The organism is Nonomuraea sp. NPDC052265, assembly GCF_044547985.1.
In the GTDB taxonomy this organism is placed as follows: domain Bacteria; phylum Actinomycetota; class Actinomycetes; order Streptosporangiales; family Streptosporangiaceae; genus Nonomuraea.
Genome location: NZ_JBIUBJ010000018.1, coordinates 165565 through 180093 on the forward strand (window position 1 = coordinate 165565; position 14529 = coordinate 180093).

A 14529-nucleotide genomic window follows, 5' to 3' on the forward strand; every position below is an offset into this window, starting at 1 on the left:
CGGGTGCGGCGGCGCATCACCGGCCAAGCGTCTCGCTCTGCTCCTCCAATAGTTGATCATCGTGTTGCGACGACCGCCGGAATTCGCCCGCGAACGGCGGTGGCACTTCGATCGGGTCGGTCAGCGTGGTTTCGGCTGGGTGCGCCGGGCGTAGGCGCGGGCGGCGCGGGCGCGGTCGCCGCATCTGGTGGAGCACCAGTGGCGGCGGCCGTGGCGCAGCAGGAAGCGGTTGCAGGGAGGAGATCCGCAGCTGGTGAGGCGTTCGGCGTCGGGGCCGGTGAGCAGGTCGGCCGTGTTGGCGGCGATGGCCGCCAGGGCTCGGTCGAGGATCTCGTTGGTGGGGCACGGCGCCGCACGGTAGGGGCCGTTCTTCTCGTCCCAGTACAGCAGGGCGGCCGTGGGGGCCTTGCTCAGCGCGTCGTTGACGGCGGACAGGGCCGCGGGCAGGGCGGGCAGCGCGGCGACCCGGGCGGCGAACAAGGCCCTGACGTGCTCGCGCAGCGAGCGCAACTGCGTCGCGCACATCTCCTGCACCCCGGCGTCGACCGGCGCGAGGCCGCGTTCGGCGAGCCAGCGATTCGTCGCCGCGGGGGTGCCGAGGAAATCGGTGAACTGCCCTCCCGGCAGCGCGACGGCGCTGTTGACGAAGTCGAGGGCGAGGTAGTCCTCCGCCCCCGGCGCGGGGGGCAGCACGGACTCGGCGGTCGGGGTCTCGCTCATGGTTCTCATGGTACGGCTTGCATTAGTCCGTGAGACACCGTTACCTTCATCACGGATAAACCGCTTCTCATCCGTGAGGTGTCCGCATGGCCAGTTTCAGCACGACCACCGGGCAGATCCCCGTACGCGTCTTCGGCGGTCCGACCGCCCTCTTCGAGTACGGTGGCCTGCGATTCCTGACCGACCCGACCTTCGACGCCCCCGGCGACTATCACGTACCGGGCGGCCGGTTGACCAAGACGGCTCCCGCCTCCGCCGTGCCCGCCGACCTCGGCCGGATCGACGTGGTCCTGCTCTCCCACGACGAGCACCCCGACAACCTCGACGACTCCGGCCGCGCGCTGCTCGCCGACGTCCCGCTCACGCTCACCACACCCGGCGGCGGGCAGCGCCTGGGGGACGGCGCCAAGGGGCTGGCCGACTGGGAGCCGGTCGAGCTGGGCCGTCCCGGCGGCGGCACGATCACCGTCACGGCCGTGCCCGCCATCCACGGCCCAGGCCCGCGTGAGGAGGTCGAACCGATCACCGGCCAGGTCGTCGGATTCGTCCTGACCGGAGAGGGACTGCCCACGATCTACGTCAGCGGCGACAACGCCTCGCTCGACCTGGTCGAGCAGATCGCCGCCCGCTTCGGCCCGGTGGACACCGCCATCCTCTTCGCCGGAGGACCCCGATTCCCCGTCCTGTTCGACGGCGAGCTGATCGTCATCGACAGCGCGCAGGCCGTCGAGGCGGCCAGGATCCTCGGCGCCCGCCGGGTGGTTCCCGTCCACTACGACAGCTGGGCCCACTTCACCGAGGGCCGCGACGAACTGGTGGCCGCCTTCACCGCCGGCGGCCTGCTCGACCGCCTGGACCTGGGCGTCCGAGGCTGAACGCCCGTCGGACATCTCCCCTCTCGAAAGAACCCTCTCGTGACGACCAACGTGCCTGTCCGGATACACGACGTCGCGCGCCTTCGGGCACAGCGCCGCTCGCTGATCGTCCTGGTCATCGCCCAAGTCCTCAGCGGTGTCGGACTGGCGGCCGGCGTGACCGTCGGCGCCCTGCTCGCGCAGGACATGCTCGGCTCCACCGGCCTCGCCGGCCTGCCCAGTGCCGTGGGCACCGCCGGCTCCGCCCTGGCCGCCGTCGCCGTCGGGCGCGCCTCCCAGGCCCGCGGGCGCCGGTCCGGCCTGGCCCTCGGGTATGCCGTCGGCGCCGTCGGCAGCGTCGGCGTCATCGTCGCCGCCGTCGCCGGCGACCCCGTCCTGCTGTTCCTCGCATTGTTCGGGTACGGCGCCGGCACCGCCACCAACCTCCAGGCCCGCTACGCCGGAGCCGATCTCGCCGCCCCGGAACGCCGGGCGGGCGCCGTGTCCATCGTGCTGGTCGCCACCACCCTGGGCGGCGTGGTCGGACCCAACCTCGCCGCCCCCACCGGCGGCCTCGCCCGTGCCTTCGGCATCCCCTACCTGGCCGGGCCGTTCCTTCTGGCCGGCGCGGCCTACGCGCTGGCCGCCCTGGTCCTGGCCATCTGGCTACGCCCCGACCCCCTGCTGCTGGCCCGCGCCCTGGAGGCCGGACCCGCCGCCGAGCCGCACGCGCCGCCGGACGACGCCGACAGCCGGACGCGCCCGGCCGGCGAGCGGCGCCGGCCCGGCGTGCTGGTCGGGGCGCTGGTCATGGTGATCACCCAGCTCGTCATGGTCGCGATCATGACCATGACACCCGTCCACATGCACGACAGCGGTTCCGGGGCCGCCGCCTCCGGTCTCGTCATCGCCGTCCACATCGGCGCGATGTACCTGCCCTCGCCCCTGACCGGCTGGCTGGTCGACCGCTACGGCCGCCTCACGATCGCCACCGCCTCCGGGCTGGTGCTCCTGGCCTCCGGACTGGTCGCCGCCGGCGCCCCCGACGACTCCGTCGCCACGTTCGCGGTGGCCCTCGCACTGCTGGGGGTGGGCTGGAACCTCGGTCTCGTCACCGGGACCGCGATCATCACCGACGCCGTCCCACTGGCCACCCGTGCCAGAACGCAGGGCCTGGTCGACGTCTCCATCTCCGTCGCGGGCGCCGTCGGCGGTCTGGTCTCGGGCCTGGTCGTCGCCGTCGCCGGCTACCCTCTCCTCGCCGTCGGCGGCGGCCTGCTGGCGCTGGCCATCGTGCCGGTGGTCGTCGCCGCGGCCCGCAACCGGTGAGCGCCGCCCTTGCGGGTGGCTCATGCGGGCAGGTCCGCCGGCGTGGGCGCACCCGCCCACAGTGTCAGGGCCTCGGTGAGGCCGGAGACGTCGGCGACGGAACCGGCCCAGCAGACATGGCCGTCGGGCCGTACCAGCACGGCGTCCGCACCGAGCTCGGCCTGCACGTGGGCCCGGCCGACCCTGGCCGACCACGGCTCGGCGGCCTCGGCGAACGCGGACTCGTCGGCGGTCGTCAGCAACAGGGCGCGGCCGTCGCGCAGCAGCTCCGCCACGCGGCCTGGCCCGGACGGCGTCACCAGGTCGAGGTCGGGGACGCGGCGTCCCAGCAGGTCGTGGCGACGTCCGGGCAGGTCGTAGCGGACGTCCAGCCCCGAGATCATCCCGGCGACGATCCGGTTGGCCTCGGGGACCCGGACGAGCTCCTCGACGATGTCCCGCAGGGCCAGGTTCTCCTCGTCGTGGACGATCAGGACGGCCTGGGCGCGGGTGTTGGCCAGGACGCGCGCGCCGACCGGATGCCGTTCGGAGTGGTAGGTGTCGAGCAGCCCCTCGGGCGCCCAACCGGCGACCTCCCCCGCGAGCTTCCAGCCCAGGTTGAACGCGTCCTGCAGACCGAGGTTGAGCCCCTGCCCGCCCATCGGCGAGTGGATGTGCGCGGCGTCCCCGGCGAGCAGGACCCGCCCGTGACGGTACCGCTCGACCTGACGCGAGGCGTCGGTGAACCGGGAGGCCCATCGGACGCCCGTGAGCCGTACCCCCGGGCCGAACTCGTTGTGCAGGGCCCGCTGCACCTCCTCCTCGGTAATCGGGGTGTCGCGGGACAGCCTCTGCTGTTCGGCCCCGTAGAACAGGAACCGGTGGACGCCGTCGCCGATGGGAGCGATGTAACCCTTGCCGGTCTTGTCGGGCGTCATGACGGGCAGGGTCCAGGTCTCCGGCACGGCGCCGTCCGGGTCGGCGATCGTGATGTCGGCGACCACCGACAGCAGCTTCCCGTCCAGGCCGGGAAAGCCGACGCCCAGCAGCTCGCGGACGGTGCTGCGGCCGCCGTCGCAGCCCACCAGGAAGCGGGCCGTGAGCCGTGCTTCGCCCGCGGGCCCGAGCAGGGTCGCCTCGACCGCGTCGGCGTCCTGCGACAGCGCGGTCACCTCGTGCCCGCGCAGGACCTGGACGCCCAGCTCGCCGAGCCGATCCTCAAGCAGCGCCTCGACCCGCCCCTGGGGGATGCCGATCGAGTACGGATGCCGCGTGTCCCAGGCGGTGTAGTCCAGCCGGAGCCCGGCGAAATGCCCGCCGGGCACCCGCTGGATCGCCCGGTCCATGAGGGGTTCGAGGAGCCCACGTAATGCGAGCGCCTCCGCGGAGCGGGGCTGGATGCCGAGCGCCTTGGACTGCCCGCCGCGCTGCGCCAGCCGTTCGACGACCACGGCTCGCACCCCGGCCAGGCCCAGCTCTGCGGCGAGCATGAGCCCGGTCGGCCCGGCTCCGACGACGATCACATCGACGTTCATCACGGATGCTCCGTTCGACAGGGATCGGTGATGAGGTCACCGACCGCTGCGCAGACGGTAGCGACGGGAGTGCCGGTTCCCGCAACGATAGTCGCCCCGACGGGCCGGGCCCGGTCATCCTTTTTTCTGAATCTTCTCCGGCACGGATGTCGAGACCGAGGAGGCCGCCACGACTCCCCCATGAGGCGTTCCCATCCGGGGAGCGTCCGACGGCAAGGAGTCCACATGGGAACCCTGGAGAACAAGAGCGCACTGGTGACCGGCGGGTCGCGGGGAATCGGGCGGGCGATCGTGACGAGGCTGGCCCGCGAGGGCGCGACGGTGATGTTCACCTACCTCCGCGACCGGGCCGCGGCCGAGGACGTGGTGGCCGAAGTGGCGGCCTCCGGCGGCCGGGCGATCGCGGTACGCGCGGACCAGGGGCGCCTGGAGGACCTGAAGCACCTCTTCGGTGAGGTCGACCGATGCCTGGACGGTTTGGAGGTGGTGGTCAACAACGCGGCTGTCAATCCGATGGGCCCCATTTGCGACGCCACGGAGAGCGACTTCGACGACGTGATGGCCGTCAACACCAAGGGGCCGTTCTTCGTCATCCAGGCCGCCGCCGAAAGGCTCGGCGAGGGTGGGCGGATCGTCAACATCTCCTCCGCCGGTGCGGCGCCGGGGCTGGCCCTGTACTTCGCCAGCAAGGCGGCGCTGGAGTCGATCACCGTGGTCGCCGCCCGCGAGCTCGGCCCGAGGGGCATCACGGTCAACAGCGTGTCCCCTGGCGCCACCGACACGGACATGATGCGCGCCGCCGCAGGGGAGAACCTGCAGCAGGCCATCGACCACGTCCTGACCCTGACGCCACTGCGACGGCTGGGACGCCCCGAGGACATCGCCAACGTCGTCGCCTTCCTGGCCGGGCCCGACTCGCAGTGGATCACGGGCCAGAACCTGCGCGTCTCCGGCGGCCTGATGATCTGACCGGGCCCCGCCACCGGCCACGACGGCACGGCAGCGGCCGGCCGGCAGGACGCTGCGCGGCGACCAGACGGGGGCCTTCCCCGTACGGGCGCCGTGCAGGAGCCTTCCGCACCCGCTCACGGTGGGTGATCGGCCGGCGAAGGCCCTGTGCGTACTTTTACATGGAACGCCGGAGGCGGGAGGGCCGATCATCTGGTGTGCTCCTCAGCAACCGTGCCGTCTTCGCCGGCTCCGACCTCGACGAGGTCCGCGGCGAGGTCGCCAAGGTGTTCTGCCCGCACCGGCTGGACCTGGCCGGGGACGCGAACCTGCTGTCGGCCCGGTTCAACTCCGTGCAGCTCGGCTCGGTCCGGGTCAGCTACCTCGACTACGGGGCCGACGTCCACATCGAGCCGGGCGACCTCGACACGTTCTTCCTGGTCATGATCCCGCTCGCCGGACGCAGCCTGATCCGCGCCGGCGGCGAGGAGACGGGCTGGCCGGCCACCCGCTGGCCGTCGCGCACCTGGAGAACGCCCTGATCACCCTGCTGCTGACCATGCAGCCGTCCAACTACCTGGAACGGCTGACGGCGCCCAGGCCGCCCGCGCTGCCGAAGGTGGTGCGCCGGGCGATGGAGTTCATCGAAGGGCACGCGCACCTGCCGGTGAGCACCACCGACATCGCCGGCGCCGTCGCGGTCAGCAGCCGCTCCCTCCAGGAGGGGTTCCGCGCGCATCTCGGCCTGTCCCCGATGGCCCATCTCCGGCAGGTACGGCTGGCGCGCGTGCACGACGAGCTCAGGACGGCCGACCCCGCCAGGGCCACGGTGACCACGGTGGCCGCCCGATGGGGGGTTCCTGCACCAGGGGCGTTTCGCCGCCCAGTACCGCGAGAGGTACGGGCAGTCGCCGTCGGAGACGTTGCGAAGGGGTCCCGCGTCAGGCGGATGAGATCCGCGCTCAGTGGATGGCCCGGGCGCACCCTTCATGGCCAAGGAGGAGGCCGCGTCCCTGCTGCGACGCAAGGCCCCTGGCGCCGACCTGCCCGCCGAGGCCGTCAGCGGCATCCGCACCCACGCCCGTACCGGCGCCCCGCCCGAGAAGGGCCGCCACCCGCTGGTGGTGCTCTCGCCCGGGCTCGGCCTCCCCCGCGCCAGCCTCACCTCACTCGCCGAGGACCTGGCCGGCCGCGGGAACGTCGTCGCGTCGATCGACCACGCCTACGAGTCCTCCGGCACCGTCTTCCCCGGCGTCGGCCTGCTCACCTGGGCACCCCTGTGCGACCAGCCCCGACCTCCCGAGGGCGGCAAGGCCACCATCACCAGGAACCGCGCCAAGGACGTCTCCTTCGTCCTGGACCGGCTGACCGGCCGCCACCCCGCCTGGGAACACGCCGGACTGATCAACGCCGGGCGCATCGGCATGGCCGGCCACTCGATCGGCGGCGACGCCGCCTCCACCACCATGCTCACCGATGCGCGGGTCAAGGCCGGGGTCAACCTGGACGGCACCATCGACGCCGCCCTGCCTGCCACCGGGCTCGGCAAGCGTCCCTTCCTGCTCATGGGCAGCCAACGCGACCACACCCCCGGCAAGGACGACACCTGGGACAAGACCTGGAACGTCCTGGGCGGCTGGAAGCGCTGGCTCACCGTCGCGCGGGCCGAGCACAGCTCCTTCACCGACCTGGCCCTCGTCCAGAGCAGGCTCGGCCTGTCGTCCCCGGACGCCATCGACGCGGAACGTGCGGCAGCGCTCACCCGGGCCTACGTCGGGGCCTTCTTCGACCGGCACCTCAAGGGCAGCGGACAACCCCTGCTGGACGGTCCCTCCCCCGCCAACCCCGAGATCACCTTCCACCAGCCCAGGTAGCCGAGGACCCGGGCGCCCGGCTCGGGGCGTCCCCCGTCCCGAGCCGGGCGCTCGCCGTCCCGGGTGAGCCGCCGGTGTCCGGGGCGGCGGGCGCTACTTCTCGGACTTCCCGCTGATCGACTCCTGATAGATGTCGGCGTAGGTGCGCGAGTCCTTGATCAGGTCGTCGGCGAAGGCGGCGACGTCGGTGCCGATGAGTTCCAGGACCCCCTTGCCGCCCGCGACGCCCTCCTCGAAGAAGTCGACGATCCCCGAGAGCAGGGACCCGTCAGGCAGGTCGGTCGGTCCGACCTTGAAGAAGTACCGCTGCATCTCCTTGTAGACGATCTGGTAGTCCGGCGGGAGCGCCCTGACCCGCGCCATGTGCGCCCGCCACTGCTTCTTGCCCTCGATGATGTCCTGGATGCCCACGTCAGCCTCCTAGCCGGCCCAGTTTCCTTGCGACGTTCCTGTTCAACTGCTCCCGCCACCGGTCGCGATAGCCCCGGGCCCCTTCTCCGCCGGCCAGCGCCGCACAGAAGCCCCCGACGTCGTCACCCAGCACCTCGCGGATGCTCTGCCCGTCGGCCGCCGCCTCCTCCAGCAGCCCCAGGGTTCCGTCGAGAATCGGCAGCAGGTTCCGGCCCGTGAAGTCGCCGTAGGGGAAGAGGTGACCTTTGATCTCTTCCCACGCCGCCCGGTAGTCGGCCGGCAAGGCCGCGGCCCGAGCTTCGAACGCCTTCCACTCCCTATTGAGATCGCTTCCCGTGATGGTCTCCCAGAAGTTCATCTCCCGCCCTCCTTGAGGCTGTCGATCCGTGATGAGACGTACTCCCATTTCGCCCAGAACGTCGCGAGTTCCGTGCGCCCGGCGTCATTGAGCGCATAGAACTTGCGCGGCGGCCCCAGCCCGGACGGTCGTTTCGTCACCTGGACCAGCCCGTTCCTCTCCAGCCGGAGCAGGATGGTGTACACCGTCCCCTCGACGACATCGGCGAAGCCGAGTTCGTTCAGCCGGCGCGTGATGGCGTACCCATAGGTCTCCTCGCTGTCGATGATTTCGAGCACGCAGCCTTCGAGCGTGCCCTTCAGCATCTCCGTCAGGTCGTCCAACGTGGGTCCTCTTCGATTTCCCCTACTACTCTGCACCACCAAGTACTGCTATACGGTACCACAGAGTAGCGGGCGCGGGGTGCTGGTGCCGAAGGTCAGCACACCCATCGAGGTACGGCTGGAATTCGCCGGGCGTCGGAGTGCGCCCGCACCATCAAGCAGGCCGTTCCGGCATCAGCGCGTGATGAGTGCGTCCGTCCTCATCGCGTCGATGTTCGGCTGGTGATGGCCTCCTCGATCCGCTCCACTGCGGCGATGGCACCGAAACCGAGCAGGCGTACCAGATGGGTGTCGTCGGCGGAGGTCGTGGTGCGCCATGCGGTGACGTCCGCCTCGGTGATGTCGTGTGGTCTGAGAGCGGCCAGTAGCGCGAGTTTGGCGGCGGGTCGGTCGGCCTCGGGAGGCCGGGTCAACCGTTGTGTCAGCCACGTGCCATGCGGGAGCGGGCCGGTGGCGATGAGTTCGGCGACCGTGGCTCGGAGAAGCTCCTGGCCTGGCTCGCTCGGGAGCGTGGCGCCGGCGGCTGCCGCGCTGCGCAGGGCGGCGTACGCGGCCCCGATCGGTGTGTCGCCGGCCCAGGACGGCCGTGACGCCGTCGGGATGCCGGCCAGCAGTGGCAGGCTGTCACCCCGGGCGAGTTCCTGGTGAACGGTACGGCGTGAGGGTAGGTCGGGACTCGGTCGTCGAGCAGGTCCTCGGCGAGTTGGTGTTCGCCGAGGGCGTGGATCAGGATGGTGTGCGCGTCGATGCAGAATCGGCACCCGTTGGCCTGTGACACGGCCACGGCCACGACTTCCTTGTCGGTGCGGGGCGCGAGTCCCGCCAGTTCCGACTCGCGCAGCATGGCCCAGGCCGCGGCGTGCAGTTCGGGCGCCGGGGACAACATCATGAACGCGGCCTGCCCGAAGTCGGCCGTCGATTGGGCGTACACCTCGGCGACTCGACCGGTGGCTGATCTTCTGGGCACAGGCACAACGTGGCGGAAGGACATGCTGAACTCCTGGATGGTTGAGGGATGACGTGAGTTGTCTCAGTGACCCGGTCAGGCGTGGCTCGGTGTCTTGGGGCCGTTGCCGATCGCGCGGGCGATCCGCCGCGCCTCGATGGGGAGTTGCCGGAGGCTGCCCTCGATCGCCGGTCGGTAGCCGATGAACCAGAGTCCTGTGGTGGGCCGGTGTCCGCCCGCGCCGCGGTGGGGACGTCCGTCGTGGTCGAGAACGTCGAGGTGTCCGACCAGGTCGGCGAGGCCGGGGTCGTAGCCGGTGGCGGTCAGCACCATGTCCGGTTGCAGCCGGGTGCCGTCTCGTAACACGACATCGGCGCCGTCGAGGTGGTCGACGGCGGTGACGACGCGCAGCCGGCCGGCGGTGAGATGCCCGACGAAGCCTTGGTCGATCGCGACGGTGACCCCGGTGGTCCGCATGCGCTCGAACGGGCCTTGCCTCGGGGTGGGGAGGCCGTGTGCCCGTAGGTCGCCGAACGTGTGGTGCGCCACGGCGCGGGTGAGACGGTCGCGGATCGGCTCTGGCAGGAGACGCAGCGCGAGGGTGAGCGGGTGCAGAGGGACGCCGTACAGTTGCCGGGGCAGGATGGTCGGTGAGGTGCGCACCGACATCCACAGGCGCTGGACACCCGCGTCGACGAGATGGCCGGCGATCTCGACGCCGGAGTTGCCGGCGCCGACGAGCAGGACTCGGGAGCCGGCGAGGTCGGCGGCGCGGCGCAAGGTGGCGACGTGCTGGGCACTAAGCAGCAACCAATCGGTCAGTGGCGGTAGCGGGCCGACGCGATGGGACTTACCGCCATCCAGCGGTCCGATGCAGATGAACTGCAGCATGGCGGCGAATTGAGTAACGGTTCGACTACTTTCGGTTCGCTATGGGCTGGCTGGCCATACTTTTCGGCGTATGCCGGTGGTGGAGTTCCTTATCGATGACGAAGCGTCCGCGTACGGCCGATACGGGGAAGTGCCGTCGCGCGCGGACCTGGAGCGGGTGTTCTTCCTCGATGACGAGGACCGGGAGCTGGTCGAGCGTCGTCGTGGCGACCACATGAAGCTCGGCTTCAGCCTTCAACTCGTCACAGTTCGATGGGTCGGGGCGTTCTTGGAGGACCCGCTGGAGGTGCCGACATCGGTCCTCGACTTCGTGGCCGAGCAGCTGGGCATCGCCGACCCGTCGTGCGTGAAGAAGTACACCGAGCGGACCAAGACGCGATTCGACCACCAGTGGGAGATCCGGCGGGTGTACGGCCTCAAGGAGTTCGGGAGTGTCGAAGCGGATCTGCGCGCGTGGGTGGAAGCCAGGTCCTGGACCACGGGGGATGGACCGAAGGCGATCTTTCTCGACGCGGTGAGCTGGCTGCGGGAGCGGGATGTGCTCCTGCCCGGAGTGACGACGCTGGCCCGGCTGGTCACCAACGTCCGCGATGAGACGACCCGACGACTGTGGGGTGTCCTGGAAGGGTTGCTGACCGTGGGCCAGCGCTATGTGCTGGACCAACTGCTGGAGGTTCCGCCAGGGTCACGGGTCTCGGACCTGGAGCGCTGGCGCAAGGGCCCGGTCCCGCGCGGGTCCGGGCCGACGCTGATCAAAGCGCTGGAACAGGTCGCCGAGGTCGCGGGGTTGGGCATGACGGAGCTGGAAGCCGACCGCCTGGTGCCGCCGCGCCGGCTGGCCGAGCTCGCCAAGTACGGGATGAGCGCGGACGCCTCCCAGATCCGCCGTCACCGCGATGGCCGCCGCCTGGCGACGCTGCTGGCCACGGTCGCGTTCCTGGAGGCCAAGTCGGTCGATGACACCCTGGAACTGCTGGACCTGCTGATGACCACCGAGCTGGCGGATGTGGCCGGATATCCTGCGCGTGGTCGCCTCGATCTACACCGGAACCGTCCGCGCCTACGACGTGGTGACCATGCTGCAGCGCGAGGGCCACCCCACCGCGCTGGGCGAGGCAATCGCCGCCTACGGCCGGATCTTCAAGTCCCTGCACATCCTCGCCTACATCGACGTGGACGAGACCTACCGGCGCGACATCAAGCACATCCGCAACCTGCAGGAGGGCCGCCACGCCCTGGCCCGCAAAATCTGCCACGGCAAGAAAGGCGAGCTCTACCACCGCTACGAACGCGGGCTGGAGAATCAGCTCGGCGTTCTCGGGCTTGTTCTCAACTGCGTCGTTCTGTGGACGACTGTCTATCTGGATGCGGCGGTTCGGCAGCTGAAGGCGCAGGGCTATCCGGTCCGCGATGAGGATATGGCCCGGCTCTCGCCCTTCGTCAACACCCAGTTGGGGGTGCATGGCGCCTACACCTTCCTGCTGCCCGATCTGGCGCCGGGGGCGATACGTGCTCTGCGTGACCCTGACGCACCCGATGCCGACGATGACGAGATCTGAGCTCGGGTCGGCCGGGTGCGATTCCTCCTGGGCGACCCGACTTCAGTGGGTGTTGAACACCCGCCGATCTTGGCTGGAGCTGTGTGTTGAGTGCGGAGATATCTCCACGCCTGGAGCCCCTATCCCCGCGTCAGTCCGCCCGACCCCAGATGCCCAGCAGATCCTTACCCGGGCGGAAGCCGTGCGCCTCCGCCATGTGCGCCGCCGCATCGTCGTGTCGGTGCTGCATAACTTTTAGTGCCAATATCCGTCGTAGTGGTCGACCAGGTGCTGGGCGTCTGGGCCGGCCGAAGCGGCGGCGACTGTGAGGTCGGCCTCGCGGAGAATCTCCGATCGCACCGGCGGCGGCACCGACGCCGCCGGCACCCTTCGGCCGTCGCGGTGGAAGGTCATCGGGTTGGTCGCGCACAGCACGTCCGGCTCCCAGCCCTCGTCGGACATGCCCTCGATGACGCGCAGGAGCCAGCGGGCCTGCCAGCCCGCAAAGTCGCGCACCACCTCACCCTTTCCCTCGTAACAGTCGTTCTCCCAGTAGCCGATCGACGCGCCGGTCCAGCCGTACCGGATCAGCTCCGTCCGGGCCAGGTCGTAGCGCACGACGTGACCGGCGACACGGTCCGGCTCTTGCGCGTACACCTCGCGGAGGACTTGTTCGAACGGCTGCGCCAGACCCCTCTCGCGCCACGTACTCACTTCCTCGGCGCTCGCGGCGGCCGGGTGCCCCAAGACGACAGGGCCCTCGGGACGGCGCCCGGCCAACTCCCAGCCGTCGACGGTTCTGACGGGCAGGCCGGCGGGGCCGCCGGGGATCCGCCACACCAGGGCGCGGGCGTAGGGGCCAGTGACGGGGTGGTCGAGGAGATGGTCACCGACCTCACGCCAGGTCCATGCACGCTGGTGGATGAGCGCCTGCTCCAGACGGTAGCGCGCGGCCGTGCGCGCCTGCTCGATCTCTTCGGGCGTCGCGGCGGTGGCGGGCAGAGAGCGGTCGAGCAGCTGATCGCGGGTCAGCGCGGCCGCGTCGGCAAGCGCATCGAGCGCGCGAGTGACATTCTCCTGTACGGACGCCACCCGCACCCGCGCCTGAATGAGCGCCAGGGGGGTGATGGTCTCGAGCCCGCCCCGGCGGGCCAGCACGCCGACAGCCCCGTTGGCGACGCTCTCACTGCGGCAGGTGGAACCGAGGCCATCATGGCCGGTGCCGCAGGTGACGGCGACGTCGGCGAGCAGCGACGGGACCCAAGGTTCGTCAATGACCTCGCAAGTCCACAGCAGGCCGCGCGCCGCCGAAACGGTCCGGCCTTCAGGAAGCGGTCCTCGCTCCAGCTGAAGGCGGCGTGGTGGCAGACGAACGGGCCGCCCCGATAGGCGGCCAGGCGGGTGACCAGCTCGTGGACCAAGCCGATGGCCTCAGGAGTGAGCAGGTCGCAGACGACTGGCAACCAGCCGTCGCCTGGGGCCGATGTGTCGGCGGTGGCCCAGTGACGCAGCAGCGGCAGCATTCCGGCCAGGCGAAGGCCGTACTCTTCGGCCAGCATGGCGCGCCCGGCCACGGTGCGGACCAGGCGCAGGACGCGCTCGTCGTAGTCGTGACCGCCCTGCGGGCTGAGCCAGAGCTTGGTGTGGGCATAGGTGCCGTAGAGGCGCCAGTCGGTGTCAGGCCCGGGGTCCAGGCCCTGCTCGGTGAGGGCGTCGAAGCGCTGATAGGCCTCCCTGATTGCCGGTTCCATATGATCCCAATTGCCCGCAAACGTCATCCGGTGATCGTAGTCGCACGATGTCCGAATGAAGATCGCCGTTCTGGACGGCTACCATCGTTATCTTGGGTTATTGATGCCTTCCTGCAGGTCAGGAAGATGTGATCTTGTCAGGCACGTAAGGCACATGAGCTGGCGTGCACCGCTACCTGCTCGAAGGCGCGCTGCCCGCTTCGGACATCACCTGTTCTACGCCGCGTCCTGAATCTCCTCCCAGGTAGCGACGTTCTCCGCCGGCGGCGGTGTGATGTGCAGGCCGGTTCCCCAGTCGAAGTACCGAGAGTCCGTGCGCGTCGTCATCAGGATGTCGTCATTGGTCCGGACCGTCCACGTGGTGAGCAGCCGCTTGACGAGATCGCGGTCGTCCAGCCAGAGCCGCCAGTGCACCCGCACCTCGCCGTCTATGCCGTACTCGGCTCCGGGGTGGTGCCAGCGGACGGTCGGAGACACTTTCGACAGGGCCTTGAGGGTGAGAGAACCGCGATACTCGGCGGCGGTCCGCTTGCTGGTGGCGAGTAGCTTCTTCAGCGTGGCCGGTTCGAACACGTTGACCGCCTGGTTCTCGAAGGCGGCGTCGGCGGGCAGGCCGCGGCTGGGCGCCCAGAGCTTGGCGGCGGGCAGTCCTTTGGTGGCGGTCCCGCCGTTGACGTACAGCCTGTCGCCGATGCTGACCGTGTAGACCCGTTCGAGTTCGGTTTCCATCTGCTGGGAGTCGCCGAGCTCCTTCGTCTTCTCCAGCAGCTCGGCGCTGATCGTGGGCGTACGCGTTGACTCGGCGGCCACGACGCCCTTGGCGCCCAGCTCGATCTTGCCTTCGGTCTCGTTCCCGAACACGTACGTGCCGTCGAAGTGCACGCGCGTGGTCTCGCGGAACATGACCCCCTGACCGCGCACGAACTGCTTCTTCACCGCCGCCACCGGGTCGGTGACGGCGGCCTGGGCCGGAGCGCGGTTGCGTCCACGGAAGTGGTGTACGAGTTTGACCTGGTCAACAGGTGTGGCGCCGTGAAATGAGTACGGCCATCGCGTGATCCTTCGTAGCAAC

General features: G+C 70.2%; 17 protein-coding genes and 2 pseudogenes. 8 read left to right on the forward strand and 11 right to left on the reverse strand.

Annotation, left to right across the window (positions count from 1 at the left end):
* Window positions 1-120: 120 nt before the first annotated feature.
* Window positions 121-720: a CGNR zinc finger domain-containing protein gene (locus tag ACIHAD_RS37810; protein WP_397359539.1), complete on the reverse strand. Its 600-nt coding sequence runs from the start codon at window positions 718-720 to the stop codon at window positions 121-123.
* An 86-nt stretch (window positions 721-806) separates the two neighbouring features.
* Between ACIHAD_RS37810 and ACIHAD_RS37815 the strand changes: the two genes are divergently transcribed.
* Together ACIHAD_RS37815 and ACIHAD_RS37820 are read left to right on the forward strand one after the other, a co-directional pair.
* A complete protein-coding gene (locus ACIHAD_RS37815) occupies window positions 807-1595 on the forward strand; it encodes an MBL fold metallo-hydrolase (protein WP_397359541.1) in 789 nt (262 codons plus the stop codon).
* A gap of 39 nt (window positions 1596-1634) precedes the next feature.
* On the forward strand, window positions 1635-2903 hold the full coding sequence (locus tag ACIHAD_RS37820) for an MFS transporter (RefSeq protein ID WP_397359542.1): 1269 nt from the start codon (window positions 1635-1637) through the stop codon (window positions 2901-2903).
* Window positions 2904-2923: 20 nt separating this feature from the next.
* Here the strand turns inward: ACIHAD_RS37820 and ACIHAD_RS37825 are convergent, their stop codons facing one another.
* Window positions 2924-4417 carry an FAD-dependent monooxygenase gene (locus ACIHAD_RS37825; RefSeq protein WP_397359563.1) on the reverse strand — a complete coding sequence of 498 codons (1494 nt, stop codon included), beginning with the start codon at window positions 4415-4417 and terminating at the stop codon, window positions 2924-2926.
* 225 nt (window positions 4418-4642) lie between these two features.
* On the opposite strand from ACIHAD_RS37825, the gene ACIHAD_RS37830 reads away from it, so the two are divergent.
* The 4 genes and pseudogenes from ACIHAD_RS37830 to ACIHAD_RS37845 all read left to right on the forward strand — a co-directional run bounded on the left by ACIHAD_RS37830 (window position 4643) and on the right by ACIHAD_RS37845 (window position 7239).
* A complete protein-coding gene (locus ACIHAD_RS37830) occupies window positions 4643-5386 on the forward strand; it encodes an SDR family NAD(P)-dependent oxidoreductase (protein ID WP_397359543.1) in 744 nt (247 codons plus the stop codon).
* Window positions 5387-5583: 197 nt separating this feature from the next.
* Window positions 5584-5907 carry a hypothetical protein gene (locus ACIHAD_RS37835; protein ID WP_397359544.1) on the forward strand — a complete coding sequence of 108 codons (324 nt, stop codon included), beginning with the start codon at window positions 5584-5586 and terminating at the stop codon, window positions 5905-5907.
* Window positions 5908-5999: 92 nt separating this feature from the next.
* Window positions 6000-6188, forward strand: a pseudogene (locus ACIHAD_RS37840) (helix-turn-helix domain-containing protein); the annotation flags it as partial.
* Window positions 6189-6354: 166 nt separating this feature from the next.
* Entirely contained in the window at window positions 6355-7239 is an 885-nt protein-coding gene (locus tag ACIHAD_RS37845) for an alpha/beta hydrolase family protein (protein ID WP_397359545.1), read from the forward strand.
* A 93-nt stretch (window positions 7240-7332) separates the two neighbouring features.
* Here ACIHAD_RS37845 and ACIHAD_RS37850 read toward each other — a convergent pair whose 3' ends face one another.
* The 6 genes from ACIHAD_RS37850 to ACIHAD_RS37875 form a co-directional block, all read right to left on the reverse strand.
* On the reverse strand, window positions 7333-7650 hold the full coding sequence (locus ACIHAD_RS37850; protein ID WP_397359546.1) for a DUF1048 domain-containing protein: 318 nt from the start codon (window positions 7648-7650) through the stop codon (window positions 7333-7335).
* 1 nt (window position 7651) lies between these two features.
* Complete coding sequence (locus ACIHAD_RS37855) at window positions 7652-8008, reverse strand: DUF1048 domain-containing protein (protein WP_397359547.1); 357 nt, start codon at window positions 8006-8008, stop codon at window positions 7652-7654.
* Window positions 8005-8331, reverse strand: coding sequence for a PadR family transcriptional regulator (locus tag ACIHAD_RS37860; RefSeq protein ID WP_397359548.1), 327 nt, complete (start codon window positions 8329-8331; stop codon window positions 8005-8007). The genes ACIHAD_RS37855 and ACIHAD_RS37860 overlap by 4 nt, the downstream gene beginning before the upstream one ends.
* Before the next feature lie 200 nt (window positions 8332-8531).
* Window positions 8532-8744, reverse strand: coding sequence for a hypothetical protein (locus ACIHAD_RS37865; RefSeq protein WP_397359550.1), 213 nt, complete (start codon window positions 8742-8744; stop codon window positions 8532-8534).
* Between the two features lie 8 nt (window positions 8745-8752).
* Complete coding sequence (locus ACIHAD_RS37870) at window positions 8753-9322, reverse strand: carboxymuconolactone decarboxylase family protein (protein ID WP_397359551.1); 570 nt, start codon at window positions 9320-9322, stop codon at window positions 8753-8755.
* 51 nt (window positions 9323-9373) lie between these two features.
* The gene (locus ACIHAD_RS37875; RefSeq protein WP_397359552.1) at window positions 9374-10087 is read right to left on the reverse strand and encodes a hypothetical protein; all 714 of its coding nucleotides are present in this window, start codon (window positions 10085-10087) and stop codon (window positions 9374-9376) included.
* A 151-nt stretch (window positions 10088-10238) separates the two neighbouring features.
* On the opposite strand from ACIHAD_RS37875, the pseudogene ACIHAD_RS37880 reads away from it, so the two are divergent.
* Window positions 10239-10739 (forward strand): annotated as a pseudogene (locus tag ACIHAD_RS37880) (DUF4158 domain-containing protein); the annotation flags it as partial.
* 433 nt (window positions 10740-11172) lie between these two features.
* Entirely contained in the window at window positions 11173-11727 is a 555-nt protein-coding gene (locus tag ACIHAD_RS37885; protein ID WP_397359553.1) for a Tn3 family transposase, read from the forward strand.
* A 234-nt stretch (window positions 11728-11961) separates the two neighbouring features.
* Here the strand turns inward: ACIHAD_RS37885 and ACIHAD_RS37890 are convergent, their stop codons facing one another.
* From ACIHAD_RS37890 to ACIHAD_RS37900, 3 genes are all read right to left on the reverse strand, one after another.
* A complete protein-coding gene (locus tag ACIHAD_RS37890; protein WP_397359565.1) occupies window positions 11962-12804 on the reverse strand; it encodes a DUF4132 domain-containing protein in 843 nt (280 codons plus the stop codon).
* Window positions 12735-13484 (reverse strand): hypothetical protein, encoded by a 750-nt coding sequence (locus ACIHAD_RS37895; protein ID WP_397359554.1) that lies wholly within the window; start codon window positions 13482-13484, stop codon window positions 12735-12737. The genes ACIHAD_RS37890 and ACIHAD_RS37895 overlap by 70 nt, the downstream gene beginning before the upstream one ends.
* 189 nt (window positions 13485-13673) lie before the next feature.
* A partial coding sequence (locus ACIHAD_RS37900) for a hypothetical protein (protein WP_397359555.1) occupies window positions 13674-14529 on the reverse strand: 856 nt, incomplete at its 5' end.

Excerpts from the sequence above, each read along its gene's own strand:
- ACIHAD_RS37810 (WP_397359539.1), bottom strand. The coding sequence starts at position 720 with ATGAGCGAGACCCCGACCGCCGAGTCCGTGCTGCCCCCCGCGCCGGGG.
- ACIHAD_RS37885 (WP_397359553.1), top strand. The coding sequence starts at position 11,173 with ATGTGGCCGGATATCCTGCGCGTGGTCGCCTCGATCTACACCGGAACC.
- ACIHAD_RS37825 (WP_397359563.1), bottom strand. The coding sequence starts at position 4,417 with ATGAACGTCGATGTGATCGTCGTCGGAGCCGGGCCGACCGGGCTCATG.
- ACIHAD_RS37815 (WP_397359541.1), top strand. The coding sequence starts at position 807 with ATGGCCAGTTTCAGCACGACCACCGGGCAGATCCCCGTACGCGTCTTC.
- ACIHAD_RS37855 (WP_397359547.1), bottom strand. The coding sequence starts at position 8,008 with ATGAACTTCTGGGAGACCATCACGGGAAGCGATCTCAATAGGGAGTGG.
- ACIHAD_RS37870 (WP_397359551.1), bottom strand. The coding sequence starts at position 9,322 with ATGTCCTTCCGCCACGTTGTGCCTGTGCCCAGAAGATCAGCCACCGGT.
- ACIHAD_RS37845 (WP_397359545.1), top strand. The coding sequence starts at position 6,355 with ATGGCCAAGGAGGAGGCCGCGTCCCTGCTGCGACGCAAGGCCCCTGGC.
- ACIHAD_RS37895 (WP_397359554.1), bottom strand. The coding sequence starts at position 13,484 with ATGACGTTTGCGGGCAATTGGGATCATATGGAACCGGCAATCAGGGAG.
- ACIHAD_RS37830 (WP_397359543.1), top strand. The coding sequence starts at position 4,643 with ATGGGAACCCTGGAGAACAAGAGCGCACTGGTGACCGGCGGGTCGCGG.